The sequence below is a fragment of the Bradyrhizobium sp. 139 genome (assembly GCF_023074175.1).
Lineage (GTDB): Bacteria > Pseudomonadota > Alphaproteobacteria > Rhizobiales > Xanthobacteraceae > Bradyrhizobium.
Genome location: NZ_JADPKS010000003.1, coordinates 24,639 through 43,167 on the forward strand (window position 1 = coordinate 24,639; position 18,529 = coordinate 43,167).

At 62.3% G+C, this 18,529-nt stretch carries 23 protein-coding genes and 1 pseudogene; 13 read left to right on the plus strand and 11 right to left on the minus strand.

Annotation, left to right across the window (positions count from 1 at the left end; genetic code table 11):
* The first annotated feature begins 35 nt into the window (after positions 1–35).
* The gene (locus tag IVA80_RS00170) at positions 36–1,655 is read left to right on the plus strand and encodes a hypothetical protein (protein ID WP_247424154.1); all 1,620 of its coding nucleotides are present in this window, start codon (positions 36–38) and stop codon (positions 1,653–1,655) included.
* Between the two features lie 80 nt (positions 1,656–1,735).
* Here IVA80_RS00170 and IVA80_RS00175 read toward each other — a convergent pair whose 3' ends face one another.
* The 3 genes from IVA80_RS00175 to IVA80_RS00185 all read right to left on the minus strand — a co-directional run bounded on the left by IVA80_RS00175 (position 1,736) and on the right by IVA80_RS00185 (position 2,758).
* Entirely contained in the window at positions 1,736–2,002 is a 267-nt protein-coding gene (locus tag IVA80_RS00175; RefSeq protein WP_247424157.1) for a hypothetical protein, read from the minus strand.
* Positions 2,003–2,252: 250 nt separating this feature from the next.
* Positions 2,253–2,474: a hypothetical protein gene (locus IVA80_RS00180; RefSeq protein ID WP_247424160.1), complete on the minus strand. Its 222-nt coding sequence runs from the start codon at positions 2,472–2,474 to the stop codon at positions 2,253–2,255.
* A 38-nt stretch (positions 2,475–2,512) separates the two neighbouring features.
* Positions 2,513–2,758 (minus strand): cysteine rich repeat-containing protein, encoded by a 246-nt coding sequence (locus tag IVA80_RS00185; RefSeq protein WP_247424162.1) that lies wholly within the window; start codon positions 2,756–2,758, stop codon positions 2,513–2,515.
* Positions 2,759–2,907: 149 nt separating this feature from the next.
* On the opposite strand from IVA80_RS00185, the gene IVA80_RS00190 reads away from it, so the two are divergent.
* Together IVA80_RS00190 and IVA80_RS00195 are read left to right on the plus strand one after the other, a co-directional pair.
* Entirely contained in the window at positions 2,908–3,333 is a 426-nt protein-coding gene (locus IVA80_RS00190; protein ID WP_247424166.1) for a DUF5413 family protein, read from the plus strand.
* Between the two features lie 61 nt (positions 3,334–3,394).
* Entirely contained in the window at positions 3,395–3,937 is a 543-nt protein-coding gene (locus IVA80_RS00195; RefSeq protein WP_247424169.1) for a DUF4112 domain-containing protein, read from the plus strand.
* 85 nt (positions 3,938–4,022) lie between these two features.
* On the opposite strand, the gene IVA80_RS00200 is transcribed toward IVA80_RS00195, so the two are convergent.
* From IVA80_RS00200 to msrA, 4 genes are all read right to left on the minus strand, one after another.
* Positions 4,023–4,316, minus strand: coding sequence for a hypothetical protein (locus IVA80_RS00200; RefSeq protein WP_247424171.1), 294 nt, complete (start codon positions 4,314–4,316; stop codon positions 4,023–4,025).
* Positions 4,317–4,527: 211 nt separating this feature from the next.
* On the minus strand, positions 4,528–4,692 hold the full coding sequence (locus tag IVA80_RS00205) for a DUF3309 family protein (RefSeq protein WP_247424174.1): 165 nt from the start codon (positions 4,690–4,692) through the stop codon (positions 4,528–4,530).
* 104 nt (positions 4,693–4,796) lie between these two features.
* Positions 4,797–5,216 carry a peptide-methionine (R)-S-oxide reductase MsrB gene (gene msrB, locus IVA80_RS00210; protein WP_247424177.1) on the minus strand — a complete coding sequence of 140 codons (420 nt, stop codon included), beginning with the start codon at positions 5,214–5,216 and terminating at the stop codon, positions 4,797–4,799.
* A 46-nt stretch (positions 5,217–5,262) separates the two neighbouring features.
* Entirely contained in the window at positions 5,263–5,967 is a 705-nt protein-coding gene (msrA, locus tag IVA80_RS00215) for a peptide-methionine (S)-S-oxide reductase MsrA (protein ID WP_247424180.1), read from the minus strand.
* 273 nt (positions 5,968–6,240) lie between these two features.
* On the opposite strand from msrA, the pseudogene IVA80_RS00220 reads away from it, so the two are divergent.
* Positions 6,241–6,543 (plus strand): annotated as a pseudogene (locus IVA80_RS00220) (tetratricopeptide repeat protein); the annotation flags it as partial.
* 241 nt (positions 6,544–6,784) lie between these two features.
* On the opposite strand, the gene IVA80_RS00225 reads toward IVA80_RS00220, so the two are convergent.
* Positions 6,785–7,900: an ATP-dependent RecD-like DNA helicase gene (locus tag IVA80_RS00225; protein WP_247424183.1), complete on the minus strand. Its 1,116-nt coding sequence runs from the start codon at positions 7,898–7,900 to the stop codon at positions 6,785–6,787.
* Positions 7,901–8,071: 171 nt separating this feature from the next.
* Between IVA80_RS00225 and IVA80_RS00230 the strand changes: the two genes are divergently transcribed.
* The 6 genes from IVA80_RS00230 to IVA80_RS00255 all read left to right on the plus strand — a co-directional run bounded on the left by IVA80_RS00230 (position 8,072) and on the right by IVA80_RS00255 (position 12,964).
* Positions 8,072–9,277, plus strand: a complete 1,206-nt coding sequence (locus tag IVA80_RS00230) for an LLM class flavin-dependent oxidoreductase (protein ID WP_247424185.1) — start codon at positions 8,072–8,074, stop codon at positions 9,275–9,277.
* A gap of 78 nt (positions 9,278–9,355) precedes the next feature.
* Positions 9,356–9,715 (plus strand): DUF2200 domain-containing protein, encoded by a 360-nt coding sequence (locus tag IVA80_RS00235; RefSeq protein ID WP_247424188.1) that lies wholly within the window; start codon positions 9,356–9,358, stop codon positions 9,713–9,715.
* Positions 9,716–9,836: 121 nt separating this feature from the next.
* Complete coding sequence (locus IVA80_RS00240) at positions 9,837–10,619, plus strand: helix-turn-helix transcriptional regulator (protein WP_247424191.1); 783 nt, start codon at positions 9,837–9,839, stop codon at positions 10,617–10,619.
* Positions 10,620–10,789: 170 nt separating this feature from the next.
* On the plus strand, positions 10,790–11,359 hold the full coding sequence (locus IVA80_RS00245) for an NAD(P)H-dependent oxidoreductase (RefSeq protein ID WP_247424194.1): 570 nt from the start codon (positions 10,790–10,792) through the stop codon (positions 11,357–11,359).
* A 96-nt stretch (positions 11,360–11,455) separates the two neighbouring features.
* The gene (locus tag IVA80_RS00250; RefSeq protein ID WP_247424197.1) at positions 11,456–12,391 is read left to right on the plus strand and encodes a DUF5996 family protein; all 936 of its coding nucleotides are present in this window, start codon (positions 11,456–11,458) and stop codon (positions 12,389–12,391) included.
* A 369-nt stretch (positions 12,392–12,760) separates the two neighbouring features.
* The gene (locus IVA80_RS00255) at positions 12,761–12,964 is read left to right on the plus strand and encodes a hypothetical protein (protein ID WP_247424199.1); all 204 of its coding nucleotides are present in this window, start codon (positions 12,761–12,763) and stop codon (positions 12,962–12,964) included.
* Positions 12,965–12,985: 21 nt separating this feature from the next.
* Here the strand turns inward: IVA80_RS00255 and IVA80_RS00260 are convergent, their stop codons facing one another.
* From IVA80_RS00260 to IVA80_RS00270, 3 genes are all read right to left on the minus strand, one after another.
* On the minus strand, positions 12,986–13,339 hold the full coding sequence (locus IVA80_RS00260; protein ID WP_247424202.1) for a nuclear transport factor 2 family protein: 354 nt from the start codon (positions 13,337–13,339) through the stop codon (positions 12,986–12,988).
* Between the two features lie 167 nt (positions 13,340–13,506).
* Positions 13,507–13,707 (minus strand): hypothetical protein, encoded by a 201-nt coding sequence (locus tag IVA80_RS00265; RefSeq protein WP_247424204.1) that lies wholly within the window; start codon positions 13,705–13,707, stop codon positions 13,507–13,509.
* A 59-nt stretch (positions 13,708–13,766) separates the two neighbouring features.
* Entirely contained in the window at positions 13,767–14,786 is a 1,020-nt protein-coding gene (locus tag IVA80_RS00270) for a hypothetical protein (protein ID WP_247424207.1), read from the minus strand.
* Positions 14,787–15,046: 260 nt separating this feature from the next.
* Here IVA80_RS00270 and IVA80_RS00275 point away from each other — a divergent pair, with 260 nt between their 5' ends.
* The 3 genes from IVA80_RS00275 (at position 15,047) to IVA80_RS00285 (ending at position 18,506) form a co-directional block, all read left to right on the plus strand.
* Positions 15,047–15,913, plus strand: coding sequence for a L,D-transpeptidase (locus tag IVA80_RS00275; protein WP_247424210.1), 867 nt, complete (start codon positions 15,047–15,049; stop codon positions 15,911–15,913).
* A 119-nt stretch (positions 15,914–16,032) separates the two neighbouring features.
* Positions 16,033–17,199 (plus strand): cytochrome P450, encoded by a 1,167-nt coding sequence (locus IVA80_RS00280; RefSeq protein WP_247424214.1) that lies wholly within the window; start codon positions 16,033–16,035, stop codon positions 17,197–17,199.
* A gap of 359 nt (positions 17,200–17,558) precedes the next feature.
* Positions 17,559–18,506, plus strand: coding sequence for a sulfonate ABC transporter substrate-binding protein (locus IVA80_RS00285; protein WP_247424217.1), 948 nt, complete (start codon positions 17,559–17,561; stop codon positions 18,504–18,506).
* Positions 18,507–18,529: the final 23 nt, after the last annotated feature.

An 18,529-nucleotide genomic window follows, 5' to 3' on the forward strand; every position in this document is an offset into this window, starting at 1 on the left:
GAAATCTTACCGGACGTGCGTATAGTTGAGTTGAAATGGCTGATTACTATCCGCTGATCGCCCGCGCTATTGCCGCCCTGGACCCCAATGCTCCCGGCGAAAGCCGTCGCGCGCTCTATGAGCGGGCGCGCACGGCCTTGATTGCGCAGCTCCGCAGCGTGCAGCCGCCGCTCTCCGAATCCGAGATCACCCGCGAACGGCTGTCGCTGGAAGAGGCCGTCCGCAAGGTCGAATCGGAGGCGGCCCAGCGCGCCCGGGAGGCCTCGCGCCCCGGTGGCGGCGCCCGCAGCAGCGGCAGCGGTGACGCCTTTCGCCGGGCCAGCACCCGCGCCGCCGAGGGCAACCCGCCTCCGTCGCCGCCGGCCGCTCCGCGGACGCGTCCGGCTCCTCCGCCGCCGCGTGCCGACCGTCCGTCCTTCAACGTCGATGACCAGGGTGAGGCCCCGCGTGCGCCGCGGGCCCCGCGGTTCGACGCGCCGCGCCAGCCGGATCCGTCGGCACCGCCGCCGATGCCGGAGCCGCCGGCTCCTCCGCCAGCCGGACGTGATCGCTCGCCCGGGCGCCGTCCGCCCGACATCGGCCCGCCGCCGTCTCTGCCGCCGGCACCGGGCGTGCGCGGCTTCCGCGACATCACCGCCGATGTCAACGATCTCGGCGGCGCCGCCGCGCAGGCCAACCGCGCCGCGCGCCGCACCTACGCCAATGTGCCATCGCCCTCGCCGGAGTTCGACCGGCTGGAGCCGAGCCTGGAAAATCGCGCCGGCGAGCAGGACGCGCCCTATTCCTACGACGAGTCGGTCGAGGAGGCCGAGCGCTACGCGCCGCAGCCGCCATCGCCGCGTTCGCGCGTTGCGCCTGAGCGCGGAGCCAAGAAGCGCGCCCGCACCGGCTCCGCCTTCCCGTTCAAGAGTGCGATCGCCGTCGGCATCGTGCTGATCCTGGTCGGCGCCGGCATCCTCTGGGGCAAACAGCTGGTTCAGACCGTGAACGGCCTCTTCAAGTCCTCGCCGACCCAGGTGGTGGAGGCGCCGAAGGATGCGGCCCAGCCGCAGAGCAAGCCCAAGATTCCGGATCGCGTCGGCCAGCCTTCGGCCAGCGACCAGCCGGTTGCGCCGGTGGCGCAGAAGGTCGTGCTCTATGACGAGGATCCTTCCGACCCGAAGGGCAAGCAATATGTCGGCTCGGTGGTGTGGCGGCTGGAGCCGATCAAGGCCTCAGGCAACCAGAAGGCCGATGTCGCCGTGCGCGCCGATATCGAGATCCCCGACCGTAAGTTCAAGATGACGATGTCGTTCCGCCGCAACACCGACTCGTCGCTGCCGGCGAGCCACACCGCGGAGCTGACCTTCATCCTGCCGCAGGATTTTCCGGGCGGCGGCGTCGCCAACGTGCCGGGCATTTTGATGAAGTCGAACGAGCAGGCGCGCGGCACGCCGCTCGCGGGCCTTGCGGTCAAGGTCACCGACGGCTTCTTCCTGGTCGGCCTCTCCAATGTCGACGCCGACCGCGCCCGCAACGTCCAGCTTCTGAAGGAGCGCTCCTGGTTCGACGTGCCGCTGGTCTACGCCAACCAGCGCCGCGCCATCATCGCCATCGAGAAGGGCGCCCCCGGCGAGCGCGCCTTCAACGACGCGTTCGCGCAGTGGGGCGACTAGAGTTCCCGCATAACCGATGTTCACCTCTCTCGACCAGAGGTGAACCGAACTCTCAACGATCCAATCGAGATTGAATCGGCCTATTGCGCCGCCGCTTCCCGCTTGCGCGCCGCTGCGTGCTCGCGGTCCATCACCGCGCGGCAGCCGGGGCTGACCTGCGCCTTGTTCCGCACCATGCAGGCCCTGATCCGCGGGATGTCGGGGATTTCGCTGGAGCACAGCCGCATCGCATCGCCCGAGCACATCTGCTGCGCTTCCGACGAGAAAGCGAGGCCGGGCGATGTCTGGAGTGCGATGGCGGTGGTTGCAAAGGCGAAGAGCGAAACGATGGTCTTGTAGCGTGTCATGCGATGCGTCCCTGAGTTCCGCGGCTATGAGCCGCTTGGTTTTGGGGCACCGCACGCGGCTTGCTTTGCCGCACGTCGCAGCCTTCACGCGGAACTCATCCCGCATGTGGTTGCTCGATCTCTGCTGATGTTCGAATCGAAAGTGCTGCGCCGCCCGAGCGAAGTATGCGCCATTGTCACGAGGCTGCAATGGTCCGCTCGAATGAATTCGCAGCTGTTGCGTGTACGTCACGCAGAAAGCGGCGCGAGATCAGATCAACCGATCGGACGATGCGCTCGCTTCTTCCGCGTCGCTCGCGCCGGCGTGTTCCTCGACGGCAGTGACGCCCTTCGCAGTGAGCTCGAACAGGTCGCCGTCCTTCATCACGTAGCCATCGGCGATCAGTTCGCCGATCTTGCCGTGCCGGTCGTCGGCAAAGGCGACCGATTGGCTGATCTCCCGCAGGATCGAGAGCTGTTCGTTGCGCAACATGGCTTCACTCTCCGTTCGCGGGGAATCCTTCCCCAGCCTTACCTGCCGTGACTCTCGAACACCTTGCTGCAGGGCTTCGACAGCTTGGCCCGGTGGGCTTGCAGGCACCCCTGCACCGCACCGTCATTGCCGAGGTCCTTGCGGCAGAACCGCGACGCATCACGCGAGCAGGCGTTCTGCTCCTGCGGCGTACCCATGTGGCCTTGCGCGAGAGCAGGCGTGATCGACACGCCGCTCAGGATCGTCAGGACGAGCGTTGCCATAAGGACGGATTTCCGGGACATCGACACAACTCCGTTCTGACTGCAGGTATGAATTTCAGTCCTGTCTGAACTCGTCGCCTTGCCGCTTGTTCCCCTCGGGAGGGGATGCGCCCTGCTATTCAAGGTTCCCGCGGCGCTGCTATAACAGCGGCGAAGGATGAGGATACTTGATGAAACGCTATCTGGTGTTTGCGCTGGTCGGTCCGTTCGTGGGCGGGTTCCTGCTGCTGCTGACGACGACCTATCAATCCGGTTATTGGGCCCAGACCAATCTCGGCGAGGTCGGCAAGCTATTCGCAGTGTTCTTCAAGACCCTGCAATACAGCTATCTGTTCGGCTTCCTGCCCTCGCTGATGATCGGCGCGGTCGATGACATCCTGGTCCACGTCAGGAGGATCGGCCCGGTGCTACGGACGCTGCTGGTCGGCGTCTTCGCTTTCATCCTGGCCTCGCTGACCTACAGTTCGCGCGGGCCGGATTCCGGCGCGGTCCAGTTCATCCTGTACGGCTTGGTCGGCTTCGTGCCAGCGGTGGCGTCATCCTGGTTCGTGCACAAATATATCGAGGAGCGGGAGCCCGCGGCGGCCTCGACCTGAGGGGCGCGACCTTCCAGCGCGCCGCAGCAACTTCCGTCACGCCGGCGCGTTCTTTGAGAGCATGGCCATGTCTGACGACGATATTCTTGCTCCGCGCCGATCCCGATCAGGGAACCGCTCGCGCGCGACCTCCTCAGGCGCCGAGGCGCGCGGGCCGATCATCGACCAGGAAGGCCGGGAGATCCGGCCCGAAACGCTGGAGCAGGGGTTTCGCGAATTTCGCTTCGAGTTCGGGCAAGGTCATCCGTTCGGCAATCTGACGCGCGAGCAGCGGATCGCACGGATCGAGGCGATCGCAAAGCTGCTCGATGTCGCCTTCGTCGTGCCCGGTACGAATATCCGCTACGGCATCGACGGCCTGATCGGGCTGATCCCCGTCGTCGGCGACATCATCACCACCGCGATCTCGCTGTGGCTGGTGCGTGAAGCCCGTGCGCTGGGCGCGCCCTGGTATCTCACCGCGCGCATGCTCGGCAATGTCGCGGTCGACAGCGTGGTCGGCATCGTGCCGTTCGCAGGCGATGCCTTCGACGTCATGTTCCGCGCCAACATGCGCAACGTCCGTCTCTTGCGCCGCTGGCTCGACAAGCAGCCGCGCATCTGAGGCGCCTCTCCCCCCAAAACGCAAAAAGCGCGACGGCCTTTTGGCCATCGCGCTCTCAGCGCTTGTCGAAGATTTGCGAAAAAGCTTACGCCGCGTCGGCGTCGGCGTTCGCGACCGGCTCGGGCTTGCGATGGCGGGGCAGCGGGAAGGCCTCGCTTTCGTAGAGCGAGCGGATGCCGTTCTGGTCGAAGCGCGCTTCCTCGACCTGGAGATAGGCGCCGTTCAGCGAATCCGTCGGCAACTGCTCCATCGCGAACTGCACGGCTTCGGCCGCGGTGCCGAAGCGGCGATAGGTGAACCCCGCGCGCTTCTTCTTGCGGATCGCGGCGGGAAAAAGTTCGGCGGAGGTGTTGAAGTTAAACGGACGCAGTGGACGCATGGTCAAAGACCTCGTGATCTCTCTGGGGCTTTAAGCGCGTGGGTTTGGCGGGCGGAGGCCACAATTAGGTGGGCCTGCCGAACACGTCATTTTCGCTCTCTAATATAGGCCGATTTGACAAAATTGCGACCCCCGCGATGCGAGATGATGAATCCGCGCATGGCAGCTCCGCGACGTGGGAAGCAGCAACAATATCAAAGGCTTGAATGGTTTACAGCTTGCCGAGTAGCAGCAACACGAGCAGCACCACGAGCACGAGGCCGCCGATCCCCATGCCGGAATGGCCCATCCCGTAGCCATAGCCGCCGATGCGGCCTGACAGGCCGCCGACCAGATAAATGATCACCAGGATGATCAGGATGGTCCCAAGGCTCATGGCGTCCTCCCTGGCAGTCGCCGAAGGCGATGATCGGCCGCGCCGGGAGAGAAAAGCATATTGCGCCGCCCGGTTCCATGACGGAACCCGGCGGCGCGTAACGTTTATTTCGGCTCAAGCTTCAACGCCGCGGAATTGATGCAGTAGCGCAGGCCGGTCGGGCCGGGGCCGTCGGGGAAGACGTGGCCGAGATGGCCGCTGCACTTCGAGCAGAGCACCTCGGTGCGGACCATGCCGTGGCTGGCATCGTGCTCCTCGTCGACATGGCTCTCGATCGCGGGCTGCGTGAAGCTCGGCCAGCCGCAGCCGGAATCGAACTTTGCGTCGGACTCGAACAGCACATTGCCGCAGCCGGCGCAGACATAGGTGCCGGCGCGATGGTCGTGCTCATATTCGCCGGAGAAGGGCCGCTCGGTCGCCTTTTCCCGCAGCACGGCGTACTGCATCGGCGACAATTCGCGCCGCCACTGCTCTTCGCTCTTGATGACCTTGTCTTCGGTGGTTTTCGTCCTGGTGTCGGGCATGGGTCTCCCGTTTTCTTTGGTGATCTCGTCTTTGGCGATCTCGCGATCAGTTGGTGGCCTTGCTGGCGCTCACCAGCGTCGCCTTTTCAATGTAGTGATCCGCGAACAGCTTTTTCAGGTTCTCGACCTTGGGAATGTCGTTGTAGGCGATATAGGGCTGGTTCGGGTGCAGCGTCAGATAGTCCTGGTGATAGGCTTCCGCCGGATAGAACGCCTCCAGCGCGCCGACCTTGGTCGCGATCGGCTTGCTGAACACCTTGGCGCCGTCGAGCTGGGCGATATAGGCCTCCGCCACCTTCTTCTGCTCATCGGAGGTGGTGAAGATCGCCGAGCGATATTGCGTGCCGGTGTCGGGGCCCTGCCGGTTGAGCTGGGTCGGGTCGTGCGCGACCGAGAAGTAGATCTGGAGGATCTTGCCGTAAGAGATCTTCTTCGGATCATACTTGATCTCGACCGACTCGGCATGGCCGGTCCGGCCGCTCGAGACCGTCTGGTAATCGGCCGTCGCCTTGGTGCCGCCGGCATAGCCGGAGACCGCGTTGACGACGCCGGCAGTGTGTTGGAAGACGCCCTGCACCCCCCAGAAGCAGCCGCCGGCGATGACGGCGGTCTGGATCCCGGTTGCGGGCGCCGCATCCACGGCGGGGGCGGGGATCACAACCGCGTCCTCAGCGGCCCAGGACGGCACGGCAAATGCCAGCGTCAGTGCGGTGGTGGCGGCGAGCAGCGAGGCGAGGGCGGGGCGGCGCATGGCGATCCTCTTTCGAAGGTGTGACAAAGTCTAGGGCGGTTGGGGCCGGGCGAACAGCCTGCCTGGCGCGTTTTCGGACACCTGAGATACGGGCGCAGGCGGCGATTGTTACGGGAGAATGGACACGAGACTGTGAAAAACAGCCGCCCAGGATAGTCCGGCTGCAGCGCGGCTTGGCGAGGCCGGGAACTCCGGGCTAGATGAACCCGCGCAATCGACGATCGACTTAAGACGATCGACTTAAAATGTGGTGGCTGGAGCTGACCTGACAACATGCCGCGCGTCATTCCCCTGACCCTCGCCATCCTGACCTCAGGCGCCGCGATTGCTGCGGCCGAGCCGCAAGCCGGCGACGACCTCTTCACCTGTCGCGACCGCCAGGCGGAAGTCCAGGCCCGCGCGGCGGCCTGCGACAATCTGCTGAACGCCGACCGTCTCGCCGGCAAGGACAAAGCGATCGCGCTCTCCGTGCGCGGCAACACGCTGATCAACAAGCGCGACTACGTCCATGCGATCGAGGCCCTGTCCATGGCCGTCGACCTCGATCCCGACAATGTCGTGACGCTCAACCTGCGCGCCGCGCGTCGAGATCCGAAAGCTGTTCGACATCGTCCGTGACGACGTCTGGGCCGTGACCAGGCACGAGCAGCAGCCGTTCTCGTACGGCTCGCCGCCGGGCCGCGAGGATTTTTATTTTGTCGCAGGGAAGTGACCAATTGTAGAGATCGTAGCCTGGATGGAGCGCAGCGAAATCCAGGAATCACGATCGCGGACCCAACCCCGGATTTCGCTACGCTCCATCCAGGCTACAGCAGCCTCACACCACAATGCTCAGCCGCTTCGCCGCCCGCGTGATCCCCGTGTACAGCCACCGCGCCCGGCTCTCCTGAAACGCAAAGCTCTCGTCGAACAGCACGACGTCGTCCCATTGCGAGCCCTGCGATTTGTGCACGGTCAGCACATAGCCGTAGTCGAACTCGTCATAGGGCTTGCGCTGCTCCCAGGCGATCTGCTCGACGCCGCCCTCGAAGCAGTCGGCGCGCACCGAGACCTTGGTCACCTTGTGCCCAAGATCCTCGTCCGGCGACAGCCGCATGCTGAGGATGCGTGATTTCGAGCGCGAGGTGTTGCGCGACTTCACGCGCCACAGGCCGCCGTTGAACAGGCCCTTCTTGCGGTTGTTGCGCAGGCACACCAGCTTGTCGCCGGCGACCGGGAAGACATCCTCGATGTTCTGGCGCTGGCGCACCCGCATATTGTAGGCGCGGCGCGTGTTGTTGCGGCCGACCAGGACCTGGTCGGCGCCCATGACGCGGTCCGGATCGAGCTCCTTGCGGGATACGACTTCGCTCTCGCCGTAACGGCCGATGTCGAGCTCGCGGCCCTCGCGGACGTCCATCGACATCCGCACGATCGGATCGTCCTGGGCCTGGCGATGCACTTCGGTCAGCATCGCATCGGGCTCGGTATTGGTGAAGAAGCCGCCGCCCTGGATCGGCGGCAGCTGGGCGGGATCGCCCAGCACCAGCAGCGGACAGTCGAACGACATCAAATCGCGCCCCAACTCGGCATCGACCATGGAGCATTCGTCGATCACGATCAGCTTGGCCTTGGAGGCCGGCGCGTCGTCCCACAGCTCGAAGCTCGGCTGCTCCTCGCCGGATTCGCGGGCGCGGTAGATCAGCGAGTGGATGGTGGAGGCGTCGTCGCAGCCCTTGTTGCGCATGACCAGCGCGGCCTTGCCGGTGAAGGCGGCGAACTTCACCTCGCCATCGACGCCGTCGGCGATGTGCCGCGCCAGCGTGGTCTTACCGGTGCCGGCAAAGCCGAACAGACGGAATACCGGCGGCGTGCCGCCCCGTCCGGGTTTTGCCTTGAGCCAGTCACCGACGGCTTTGAGCGCGGCGTCCTGATGCGGAGTGAATGTGGGCATGGTTTTCCGGGAAGACGAAGGCGCCACAGCTACATGAGTCGCCGCTGGCAAACTAACCATTCGGCCCGCGCAATCAAGCCATTCTCCCGTACGGCGGAATTGTTGCTCCGTAGACAGCGCCGCCTCGCTCATTAAGATGAGCGCAACAAAAATAATGCAGGAGAGGCGTCCATGAAGTTCGGCATCTTCTACGAGCTGCAGCTGCCAAGGCCCTGGACGGCAGGTGACGAGCTCAATCTCTACCAGAACGCGCTCTCGCAGATGGAACTCGCCGACAAGCTCGGTTACGACCATGCATGGGTCGTCGAGCATCATTTCCTCGAGGAATATTCGCACTCGCCGTCGCCGGAATCATTTCTCGCCGCCGCAAGCCAGCGCACCAAAAACATCCGGCTTGGCCACGGCATCCTCCAGCTCACCACCAACCATCCGGCCCGCGTCGCCGAGCGCGTCGCGGTGCTCGACCTGCTCTCCAACGGCCGCTGCGAATTCGGCATGGGCGAGAGCGCCTCGATCACCGAGCTCACGCCGTTCGGCCGCGACATGGAGACCAAGAAGGAAGTGTTCGAGGAGGCCGTAGCTGCGATCTTCCCGATGTTCAAGGACGCGGGCAGCGAGCATCACGGCAAATACTTTGACATCCCGTTGCGCAATGTCGTGCCGAAGCCGGTGCAGAAGCCGCATCCGCCGCTGTGGATGGCCTGCTCGCAGCTGCCGACCATCGAACGCGCCGGCCGCCACGGCTTTGGCGCGCTCGGCTTCCAGTTCGTCAGCGCGGACGCCGCGCATGCCTGGGTGCACGCCTATTACAACGCCATGACCAAGCGGCTGCACAAGCTCGCCGACTATGAGATCAATCCGAACATGGCGCTGGTCTCGTTCTTCATGTGCGCCAAGACGGATGAAGAGGCGCGTGCCCGCGCCGACGGCGCCACCTTCTTCCAGTTCGCACTGCGCTTCTACGGCGCCGCGCAGAACCGCCAGCGTCCCGCGCCCTACACGGTCAACATGTGGGACGAGTACAACAAGTGGAAGCGCGACAATCCGGAAGCCCAGGAGGCCGCGCTGCGCGGTGGCCTGATCGGCTCGCCGGAGACCATCCGCAGGAAGCTCAAGCGCTTCCAGAGCTCGCACATCGACCAGGTGATCCTGCTGAATCAAGCGGGCAAGAACAGCCACGAGCACATCTGCGAATCGCTGGAGCTGTTCGGCCGCGAGGTGATGCCGGAGTTTCAGAACGACCCCGCGCAGGAAGCCTGGAAGAGGAGCGTCATGAGCGGCGAGATCAAGCTCGAGGAGATCGACACCCAGGCCTTCACCGATCGCTACGGCAAGCTCGCGGTCAGCGTGACGCCGGCGAAGGCGGCTGCGGGGTAGGGCGACTGCTCATCGAGACGGATGCTGGCTGCGTCCCGTAACAAGTGATCCTGTAACGAGTGATCCCCTGGAGTGGTCATGGCAAAACACCGGATCTATACGATGAGCTTCGCAAGCGTTTACCCGCTTTACGTTGCGAAGGCAGAGAAGAAGGGACGCACCAAGGCAGAGGTCGATCAGATCATCTCCTGGTTGACAGGCTATGGTCAGAAGGAGCTCAAAGCTCAACTGCAAAAGCGGACGGACTTTGAAACCTTCTTTGCAAAGGCTCCTAAAATGAATCCTTCGCGCGCCCTGATCACAGGCGTGGTTTGCGGCGTCCGGGTTGAGGATATCAAAGAACCAACCATGCAAGAGATCCGCTACCTGGATAAGCTGATCGATGAGCTGGCCAAGGGAAAAGCAATGGACAAGATTTTGCGGCAAAGTGCTTCCTGAGCCGCCCACCGTCCGCCTGGCTCGGCGACGTTGCGCGACATATCCGACGACACTTCCGCCGCGCGGCCATTGCCGATAAAATTCATCAGAAAGGCGACAGGGAGAAGATAGGGAGAAAACGATGCGCCCTCACGGGAGGCCCGCAAATCCGGGCGCTGGCGATGTCACGTCCGCGGTGCTCGCGATCGGTCGGCCGGATTTCCCCGATGTCCTGATCGACGCACTGCGCCGGCAGGCCGGGGTTGGGCATTGCATGGTGTTCGCACTGAGCCGCGCGGGCGCGGCGCGCTGTCTGCTCGATGCCGGCAACATCCCGATCGGCGGTGATCTCGGCGCTGCCTATGCCGGGCAGTTTCACCAATCCGATCCCAACCGCGAGGCGATGTTCGAAGGCGAGGACAGCGCGCCGATCGTGCTGCCCGCCTTCGCGCCCCGCATGTACGGCGCGCGCTACCGGAAGATGTTCTTCAACGATTCCGGCATCGTCGACAAATGCGCGACCGCGATCTGGACTGGCGACACCTGCTTCTACGTCAATTTCTACCGCATCGCCGCCCAGGGTCACTTCAGCGATGCCCAGCGCGCGCGGCTTCAGGCCATCGCACCGGCCATCAGTGCGAGCGTGGCACGCCATTTCCAGCACAGCCCGGCCGCGACGGCAGAGCAGAGTCTCGCCGCGCTGTTCGCGACCCGCGCGCCGCTCGCCGATCTGACGCCGCGCGAGCGGGAAGTCTGCCGCCGCATTCTCTTAGGCTTCAGCTCCGAGGCGATCTCGCAGACGCTCGGCATCAGCCTGCATTCGACGTTGACCTACCGCAAGCGCGCCTATGAGCGGCTCGGCATCTCCTCGCAGAGCGAGCTGTTTGCGATCGTGCTGCGGCTTCTGACCCGGAGCTTGAACTGAGTGCGTGTACTCACAAATCCGCAATGTCTGCTTTCGACGGTAAAGCGAACAAGAGGCGCCGGTCCTGGAATGTCGCCTTGTGACCCGAAGCCGACGTCCGGCCGTGATGCCTAGGAACGAAAACCAAGGAGCAATGTTTACGGCGTCTAAAGAGCAGGAGTTTGGCTGCAATGTCTTCTCGTCGTGATATCGCTGTGATCGTGGGTAGCCTTCGGAAGGGTTCAATCAATCGCATGGTTGCTGCCGCGCTTATGGAATTGGCGCCGGAGGACGTAAAGCTCGGCATCGTCGAGATCGGGCAATTGCAGCTTTATAACCAAGATATCGATGATCGTCCGCCAAAGGAATGGACAGAGTTCCGCGAACGGATAAGGGGCGTCACTGCTGTCCTTTTCGTAACGCCAGAATACAATCGCTCCATACCCGCCGCCCTGAAAAACGCTCTGGATGTCGGCTCTCGGCCTTACGGGAAGAGCGTCTGGAACGAAAAGCCCGGGGCGATCGTGAGTGCTTCGCCCAGCGCGATCGGCGGCTTCGGTGCCAACCATCATTTGCGCCAGACGTTCGTGTTCCTCAATATTCCCTGCATGCAGCAGCCAGAAGTGTATCTCAGTCACGCTGACAAGTTATTCGATCAGCAGGGAAAGCTGACCAACTCCGATACCCGCCGCTTTCTTCAAAATTTTATGCAAGCCTATGCGTCGTGGGTCACGGCCACCGCAAAAAATCCAAATATCTGACTGTGGAAGCGTTTTGAGCCGACCAAGCGGTCAGTGCAGGATGGAAAGCCGCTGGAGAACGAACAATCACAATCGGCGTCAATCAGGAGAACCATTGTGAGCTCAGGCTGGCCCGACATCCCTTATGAGCCGTGGCGCGAGACTTGCTCCGCGCTGCACCTCTACACGCAGATAGTGGGCAAGTACCGGCTCGCACGCACGCCCTGGGTCAACCACTCCTGGCACGCGACCTTCTACGTCAACGCGCGGGGTCTAACGACGTCACTCGTCCCCGACGGCCCCGGTGGCGTGGAGATCATCTTCGACCTTCTCGGCCATGCGGTAACCGGTGCTGCCACGGACGGGCGTCGAGCGGAGTTCGCTCTCGGACGTATGTCGGTGGCCAGTTTCCACACGCGGTTTGTCGATCTGCTCCGATCGCTCGACGCCGCGCCCGACGACTTCGGCAAACCGAATGAGGTGCCCAATCCCATCCCGTTCACCGAGGATCACGCGGAGCGACCCTATGATGCCGAGGCGGTGGCTCGTTACTTCCAAGCGCTGGTAGCAAGCGACCGCGTGTTCAAGCGCTTCCGCACCAGCTTTCTTGGCAAGGACAGTCCGGTGCACCTTTTCTGGGGCAGCTTCGACCTAGCGGTGACTCGCTTCTCGGGTCGCGCCGCGCCGCGCCATCCCGGTGGCGTTCCGGCCTTGCCCGACTCGGTCACGCGCGAGGCATATAGCCATGAAGTCTGTTCGGCCGGTTTCTGGCCAGGCGGGAATGGCGTCGATTCTGCGGCATTCTACTCATACGCATATCCCAAGCCCGACGGGTTTGAGGCCGCACAGCCGTCGCCGGCGGCCGCGTACTTCGACGAGAAGCTGGGCGAATTCTTGCTGCCCTACGATGCTGTCAGGCGCTCGTCCGATCCGGAAGCAACACTCATGGACTTCTTGGAGAGCACCTATCGCATAGCAGCCGACCTCGGCAGTTGGGATCGGGCTGCGCTCGAATGTCGCGTGGGCGTCCCCCGGCAGCCGCGTCGAGTCTGAGCGGAGGGCACCTCTGGATCCAAGGAGGAATCAGTCAGCTCTACCTTCGAGGATAGGAAACCAAATCGGCCACAAGACCTGCAATCGCTCTGTAAAGAAGATGCACGCCGAGTCGCTCTATCCGGACCGCGTTTGGCGCGTTGTGCTCGCCTTCCGTCATGAATAGTCAGCTTCGTGCGTTCAGTTCAGGTGGCGATCGAAGATATGGTCCACGCCCGCGGAATGGCCCGGATCCGACACTACTTTGTCGAACGGTCGCCGGGAGCGCGATCATATTTGATGCATTCGCCTCACGACGATTACCGAGGCACGCTCGACAGCTTCGGTCTCAGACTGACAGGCTTCCAATCCTTTATGACGACGGCTGGAATGGTGAACGTCATCAGCAGCGTCATTGCTGGCGTGTTCGTGGGCTTGGCGATCAAAGCTGCGATCCGTTTGCCACCATGGGCGCTCACGCTAGGCGGTGTCGCCGGCTTTATTGCGAGCGTTCTTATTTGTTGGCAATACGAAGTGCGGACCTGGACGAGAGCCGAGCGGAACCTTGCCGTACACTCCCCAAGTGAAAAGTAAGCCGCGGCGGTTCGTGTGGGCTTACTCTGTTTTAGTTTGCACCGTATAGTGGATCGTCATCGCCTCAATACGTCCGTTGCGAATGAGATATGAGTCAGCGCCGTCGTCGATACGCGCGCGCGAGCTTTCGGCTGACCATTCTAGAAAGGCGACCTCACCATCGGTCATTTGCGTCCGATAGTGATACTCAGTTTTCCCGATCTGCTGGTCAAGCAGCGCGGCGGCTGCCTTGACACCTTCATGCCCTCGGAAGACGCCGTAGCTTGTCAATAGAGTACAAGCAGGCGAAAAGTTTCGCTCGATATCGGCCGCGATATCACCTCGCTGTGCGCATTCCAAGTGGTCCAAGAACACGTCCGTTGCTGTTCGGCTCATAAGAGGTCCCTCCCGATAGCGGCCCGGGCGCCCTCGCGCTGCCGGCTACTTGTGCGGTGGCGCTGTTAACCGTCCTGATCTGGGAAGGTTCACTTTTGCCGGTACGTCGGAGCATCCCGAAGATGATTTGGGCTCTCTACGTTCTGCGCGGTTGCCTAGGGGGGTCATCACCTGCGCAGTGAGGCGATCAGATGACGGCTTCTGGCCTTTTCGCGAACTGCGACATCAAACAGCATCGCATGCTGCGATGCCACACGTGGTTCAGCCCTGCCAACGTAGCCGGTTAAACCGGTACGATGCCTCCTCACCTTCTCCTGCTGTGGATCGGCGAGCACCCGGCTGGCCAACCGTTCGTCGAGCGGCACCAAACCGCAGGCTCGAATTCTCTGCGCTAGCGGCGAGGCTTTGGCGAGTCTCGTCCGAGCCTTTAACTCGGTTCAATCCAATGGGAAGGATTCGAGACGTACATAGTTCCTCGCGTTAAGAAAGCGGACAATTCAAGTCCCACACCTAAAAACGGCAAGTCAAGCACAATGACGCCCGAGCCCTTGGCTGCCTCGAGTCCTCCGTACAGCGTATGGAGTGCATTTCTCACGTTCTCAAGTAAGCCAATAGCCGTAAAGGTGTTTCGCGCATTTAGCGCGGGCGCTACGTATCGGCCGTTTTTCATGCCATCGATGAAGTACTTGCTGTGATGGATTGATTGTAGTGCCGATTTCGAGATTAGCTTTTCGGTAAATGCGACATTGACGCCCCAGTCATTTAGGGGTTCACGGTGCAACTCATATGGTACCGTGAAACCAAAGCCGATCACAGCAACGGCCCCTCCGCTGCCTCCAAGACCCAGTCCCCACCGGCTGCTAATAATCTGGAGATCAAAGGTCTCCAAATCTCCTAAGTTCACGACGTACGCGGTTGTGCTCTCGACGCCGCCGATTAACAACTGTCCGCCAGACTTAACGCCGAAGCCAAGCCAACGCTTGAAGAATTTGCGTTCCGCCGGATATAGTTGAGGTCTCGGTTGAGGCGGCGGTGGCGGTGGTGGCGGTGGCGGATTTGGTTTATTCCAAACTGAGATGATGACACCACGCCAGCTTTCGTTTTCCACCCCATCCATTTCACCTGCATACATGGCCGCGCGTTCCCCTTTCGCCACCTCGAGCGCAACTTTGAAATTGTTGGGCACTTGCTTGCGAAGCAAATCAATTACGGCCCGCAGCCTATTATGCGACAATTCCATGTTGAAATCGTCGCTGCCGGTACGACTTGCAAGTCCTATAATTGTAAGGCTTCCTCCGCTCCTTAATTTCGGAGCGACGACACTCATCAGCCAATTGGAATGTTCCGGCTTTATGGCGAACTTGCCGACTTCAAAGTTGAATAACTTCGCCGCAATCGTATCTAGTGCCTGCGCTCCGTACTCCTGGATTTTCCCGGGCGATGCCATGTTGATTTTCTCCCAACGGAGAGACCGACCGCGGAACGGGTAGAACTCAGATCGGAAAATCCGCGTATCGATGGGTCGCTCTGGACGTTATGTCGGTTCATCGTCGCCCTCAGATTTCCCGCCAGCTATTTGAAGGTGCCATCGATGGACAAGAGTTCGGCGTTAACCATCGCTGACGGTTCCAGTCTGGGCGTCATCGCTTCTAAGTTTCTTAAATTTTGCTGGGTACCTCTCTTGGGCATGGTGACCTGGGGAAAGACATGAGTAAGCGGGCCAAACGTGGAAAGGCAGAGACGCTCGCACTTCCGATGGTCGCGAGAGTTGCAATTGGCGCCGTGGCGGTCGTCGCATTGGGATATAGTTTGCTGTCTCGCCCGGCGAGCGTGCAACCGATACGGAAGCCGTCCGCACCCCAAGCCCAGGCATCGTCAACTCCAGTTTACGTGGCAACTCCAGTTCATGCAGCGGCGCCAGTTCCGGCGCCGGCTCCGATTCCGGCCCCGGCGCCTCTGGTCGAACCGCCAAAAGCTGCTGACGGTCCCGGAGCATTTGTTCGGCAAGTGGTTGACTACACAAGCCGCCAGACGCCGGGCACCGTCATCATCGATACCGGAAACACATTCCTTTATTTCGTTCTGAACGACAGGCAAGCGATCCGCTACGGCATCGGTGTCGGCCGCGAAGGTTTCACATGGTCCGGTGAACAGACTGTGGCCCGTAAAGCAGAATGGCCGGATTGGCATCCGCCTGTAGAGATGGTCTCGCGTCAGCCTTATCTGCCGCGGTTCATGGCAGGCGGCCCCGGCAACCCGCTCGGCGCCCGGGCGATGTATCTGGGCGAGACCGAATATCGAATTCACGGCACCAACAAGCCCGATACGATCGGGAAGCGGGTTTCGTCCGGCTGTATCCGGCTGACCAATGAGGACGTCGTGGACCTCTATGAGCGGGTGAAAGTCGGAGCGAAAGTGATCGTGCTTCCGGCAACCGTTGCCCGTCGACCATCCCAGGGAGCGCCGCCCGAGGCCGCTTTCCGATTGCCGGACCCGGCATCGCCGTCGAAGCGGCCCTTGGCGGCCAACGCGCAGATGCTGTCACTTGGACCGAAGATCGCCGAGGCCCAGTAACTCAGTCCTTCGTTCTCGGTGTGCCTCCCAACTCCGCTCGTCCCTATTGCTAGGGACAGACGCCGGTACTGGATTTCGATAGTCTTGCTTGGAAAACACCAGAATCCGGGGAGGCCGCCTTGAGCACCGCGCCGCGCATCGACATCGACCTGGCCGCGTTCTGGGCCGACCCCTATCCGATGCTTGCAAAAATGCGGAAAGAAGCGCCGATCGCTTTCGTGCCGCAGCTCGGTTCGACGTTGCTCACGAGCCGCGACGACATCTCGATCTCCGAGAAGCAGATCGACGTGTTCTCCTCGCACCAGCCCGCAGGCCTGATGAACCGGCTGATGGGCCACAACATGATGCGCAAGGATGGCGAGGCGCATCAGGTCGAGCGGCGCGCGATGTTTCCGACGGTGTCGCCGAAGACGGTGAAGGCGCACTGGACGGCGCAATTCCAGGCCCATGCCGACCGCATCATTGACGGCATCGAACCGGGGCGGATCGATTTCATGCGCGATTTCGCGCTGCCGTTCTCCGGCGAATGCCTGAAGTCGATCACCGGCCTTACCAACATCGGCTTCCAGGACATGGATGCGTGGTCGCAGGGCATGATCGAAGGCATCACCAATTACAGCGGCGATCCCGCGGTGGAGGCGCGATGCCACGCCGCGACGTCAGGCATCGATGCCGCGATCGACGACATGCTGCCGGTGATACGCAAGAAGCCCGACCAGAGCATCCTCGGCGTCCTCGTTGCCTCCGGGATGCCGATGGAGAGCGTGCGTGCCAACGTCAAACTCGCGATCTCCGGCGGCCAGAACGAGCCGCGCAAGGCGATTGCCGGCACGGTGTGGGCGCTGCTCACCCATCCCGAGCAGCTCGATCTCGTGCGCAAGGGCGAGGTGTCCTGGCTCGAGGCCTTCGAGGAATACGCCCGCTGGATTTCGCCGATCGGCATGTCGCCGCGGCGCATCGCAAAGCCGTGGACCATCCGCGACGTGTCCTTCGAAACCGACGAGCGCGTGTTCCTGATGTTCGGCTCGGCCAACCGCGACGAGAAGCATTTTGAGCGCGCCGACCAGTTCGACATCAGGCGCGACGTCTCCAAGAGCGTCGCCTTCGGCGCCGGCCCGCATTTCTGCGCCGGCGCCTTCGCCTCCCGCGCTATGATCGCCGACGTCGCGCTGCCGACCGTGTTCGCGCGGACGGGGCGGATCGAGATTGCCGACGACGAGCCGGTGCGGATCGGCGGCTGGGCCTTCCGCGGGCTGCTCAATCTGCCCGTGAGATGGTTGCAATAGCCCGGCAGGGGCCGGTCCATCCCTTTTTGCTGCATGATGGCATCTTGCCCCTGTTTTGCCCGACGCGTCAAACGAATTTCGAAAAATAAGAAATGCGTTCTGAAAGAAGACGTTGGCTACTGTGCATGGGGTTGTTTTCGAATTTTTTTAGTCTCGGACCGGGTGCGTGCGATTGTCACATTCGCGTGCAGAAAAAATCTCCCTGCATTCGCGCCGCGGATTGAAAGATTAATCATGCGCGCCGCCCCGGGCGCAGTGCTCGCATCGCTATTTTTCCGCACGTCTCGACACCTCCGGTAAGCCGCACCATCATTCCCGAAGGCGAATGAATGGCGGCCACGCGCGGCCGGGAGTGTGGAATGCAGCGTCGGGACTTTTTGAAACTCTCCGTTGGAACAGCCGCCGCCGCGTTTGCCGCGCGCGCGAACGCGCAAGGCGCGGTGAAGGAAATTCGTGTCGGCTACCAGAAGAACGGCGTGCTGGTCATCACGCGCCAGCAGGCCGCCCTGGAAAAACATTTCGCTCCCTTAGGCATCGAGGTGAAATGGGTCGAGTTCTCCTCGGGCCCGCCGATGATGGAGGCGATGAATGTCGGCAGCGTCGACTATGGCGCGGTCGGCGATTCCCCGCCGGTGTTCGCCCAGGCCGCCGGCGCCGCGATCGTCTATGCCGCCGGCCAGCCCATCACCAACGGCCAGGGCATTCTGGTGCCGAAGGATTCGCCGATCCGTTCGATCACGGAGCTGAAAGGCAAGCGCGTCGGCTTCACCAAGGGCTCGAGCGCCCACAACATCGTGGTGCAGACGCTGGAGAAGGCGGGGCTCACTTACGCCGACATCACCCCGGTCTATCTGACGCCGCCGGATGCCGGCCCTGCATTTGCCAATGGCAGCATCGATGCCTGGGCGATCTGGGATCCCTATTTCGCGATCGGCGAGACCAGGCAGAGCGGCCGCATTCTGATCAATGCACGCGAGGTCACCAAGAGCAATTCGTTCTACATCGCCAACCGCGATTTCGCCAAGAACCACGGCGCCATCCTGCAACAGATTGTCGATGTCACGACCGCGACCGCCAAATGGGCCGAACAGCATCGCGATGAAGTCGCCAAATCGCTGGCCGCAGTCACCGGCATCCCCCTGGACATCCAGACCATCGCGGCGAACCGCTCGGCCTTCGTGGTCGGACCCGTCACCGACGACATCGTCGTGACCCAGCAGGGCGTCGCCGATCGCTTCCACAAGCTCGGCCTGATCCCGAAGCCGATCGCGATCCGCGACATCGTCTGGCGCAACCCGGCAGCCTGATCGTGCCGACCAATCTCCCCATT

Excerpts from the sequence above, each read along its gene's own strand:
- IVA80_RS00170 (WP_247424154.1), top strand. The coding sequence starts at position 36 with ATGGCTGATTACTATCCGCTGATCGCCCGCGCTATTGCCGCCCTGGAC.
- IVA80_RS00175 (WP_247424157.1), bottom strand. The coding sequence starts at position 2,002 with ATGACACGCTACAAGACCATCGTTTCGCTCTTCGCCTTTGCAACCACC.
- IVA80_RS00180 (WP_247424160.1), bottom strand. The coding sequence starts at position 2,474 with ATGTTGCGCAACGAACAGCTCTCGATCCTGCGGGAGATCAGCCAATCG.
- IVA80_RS00185 (WP_247424162.1), bottom strand. The coding sequence starts at position 2,758 with ATGTCCCGGAAATCCGTCCTTATGGCAACGCTCGTCCTGACGATCCTG.
- IVA80_RS00190 (WP_247424166.1), top strand. The coding sequence starts at position 2,908 with ATGAAACGCTATCTGGTGTTTGCGCTGGTCGGTCCGTTCGTGGGCGGG.
- IVA80_RS00195 (WP_247424169.1), top strand. The coding sequence starts at position 3,395 with ATGGCCATGTCTGACGACGATATTCTTGCTCCGCGCCGATCCCGATCA.
- IVA80_RS00200 (WP_247424171.1), bottom strand. The coding sequence starts at position 4,316 with ATGCGTCCACTGCGTCCGTTTAACTTCAACACCTCCGCCGAACTTTTT.
- IVA80_RS00205 (WP_247424174.1), bottom strand. The coding sequence starts at position 4,692 with ATGAGCCTTGGGACCATCCTGATCATCCTGGTGATCATTTATCTGGTC.
- msrB (WP_247424177.1), bottom strand. The coding sequence starts at position 5,216 with ATGCCCGACACCAGGACGAAAACCACCGAAGACAAGGTCATCAAGAGC.
- msrA (WP_247424180.1), bottom strand. The coding sequence starts at position 5,967 with ATGCGCCGCCCCGCCCTCGCCTCGCTGCTCGCCGCCACCACCGCACTG.
- IVA80_RS00225 (WP_247424183.1), bottom strand. The coding sequence starts at position 7,900 with ATGCCCACATTCACTCCGCATCAGGACGCCGCGCTCAAAGCCGTCGGT.
- IVA80_RS00230 (WP_247424185.1), top strand. The coding sequence starts at position 8,072 with ATGAAGTTCGGCATCTTCTACGAGCTGCAGCTGCCAAGGCCCTGGACG.
- IVA80_RS00235 (WP_247424188.1), top strand. The coding sequence starts at position 9,356 with ATGGCAAAACACCGGATCTATACGATGAGCTTCGCAAGCGTTTACCCG.
- IVA80_RS00240 (WP_247424191.1), top strand. The coding sequence starts at position 9,837 with ATGCGCCCTCACGGGAGGCCCGCAAATCCGGGCGCTGGCGATGTCACG.
- IVA80_RS00245 (WP_247424194.1), top strand. The coding sequence starts at position 10,790 with ATGTCTTCTCGTCGTGATATCGCTGTGATCGTGGGTAGCCTTCGGAAG.
- IVA80_RS00255 (WP_247424199.1), top strand. The coding sequence starts at position 12,761 with ATGGTGAACGTCATCAGCAGCGTCATTGCTGGCGTGTTCGTGGGCTTG.
- IVA80_RS00260 (WP_247424202.1), bottom strand. The coding sequence starts at position 13,339 with ATGAGCCGAACAGCAACGGACGTGTTCTTGGACCACTTGGAATGCGCA.
- IVA80_RS00270 (WP_247424207.1), bottom strand. The coding sequence starts at position 14,786 with ATGGCATCGCCCGGGAAAATCCAGGAGTACGGAGCGCAGGCACTAGAT.
- IVA80_RS00275 (WP_247424210.1), top strand. The coding sequence starts at position 15,047 with ATGAGTAAGCGGGCCAAACGTGGAAAGGCAGAGACGCTCGCACTTCCG.
- IVA80_RS00285 (WP_247424217.1), top strand. The coding sequence starts at position 17,559 with ATGCAGCGTCGGGACTTTTTGAAACTCTCCGTTGGAACAGCCGCCGCC.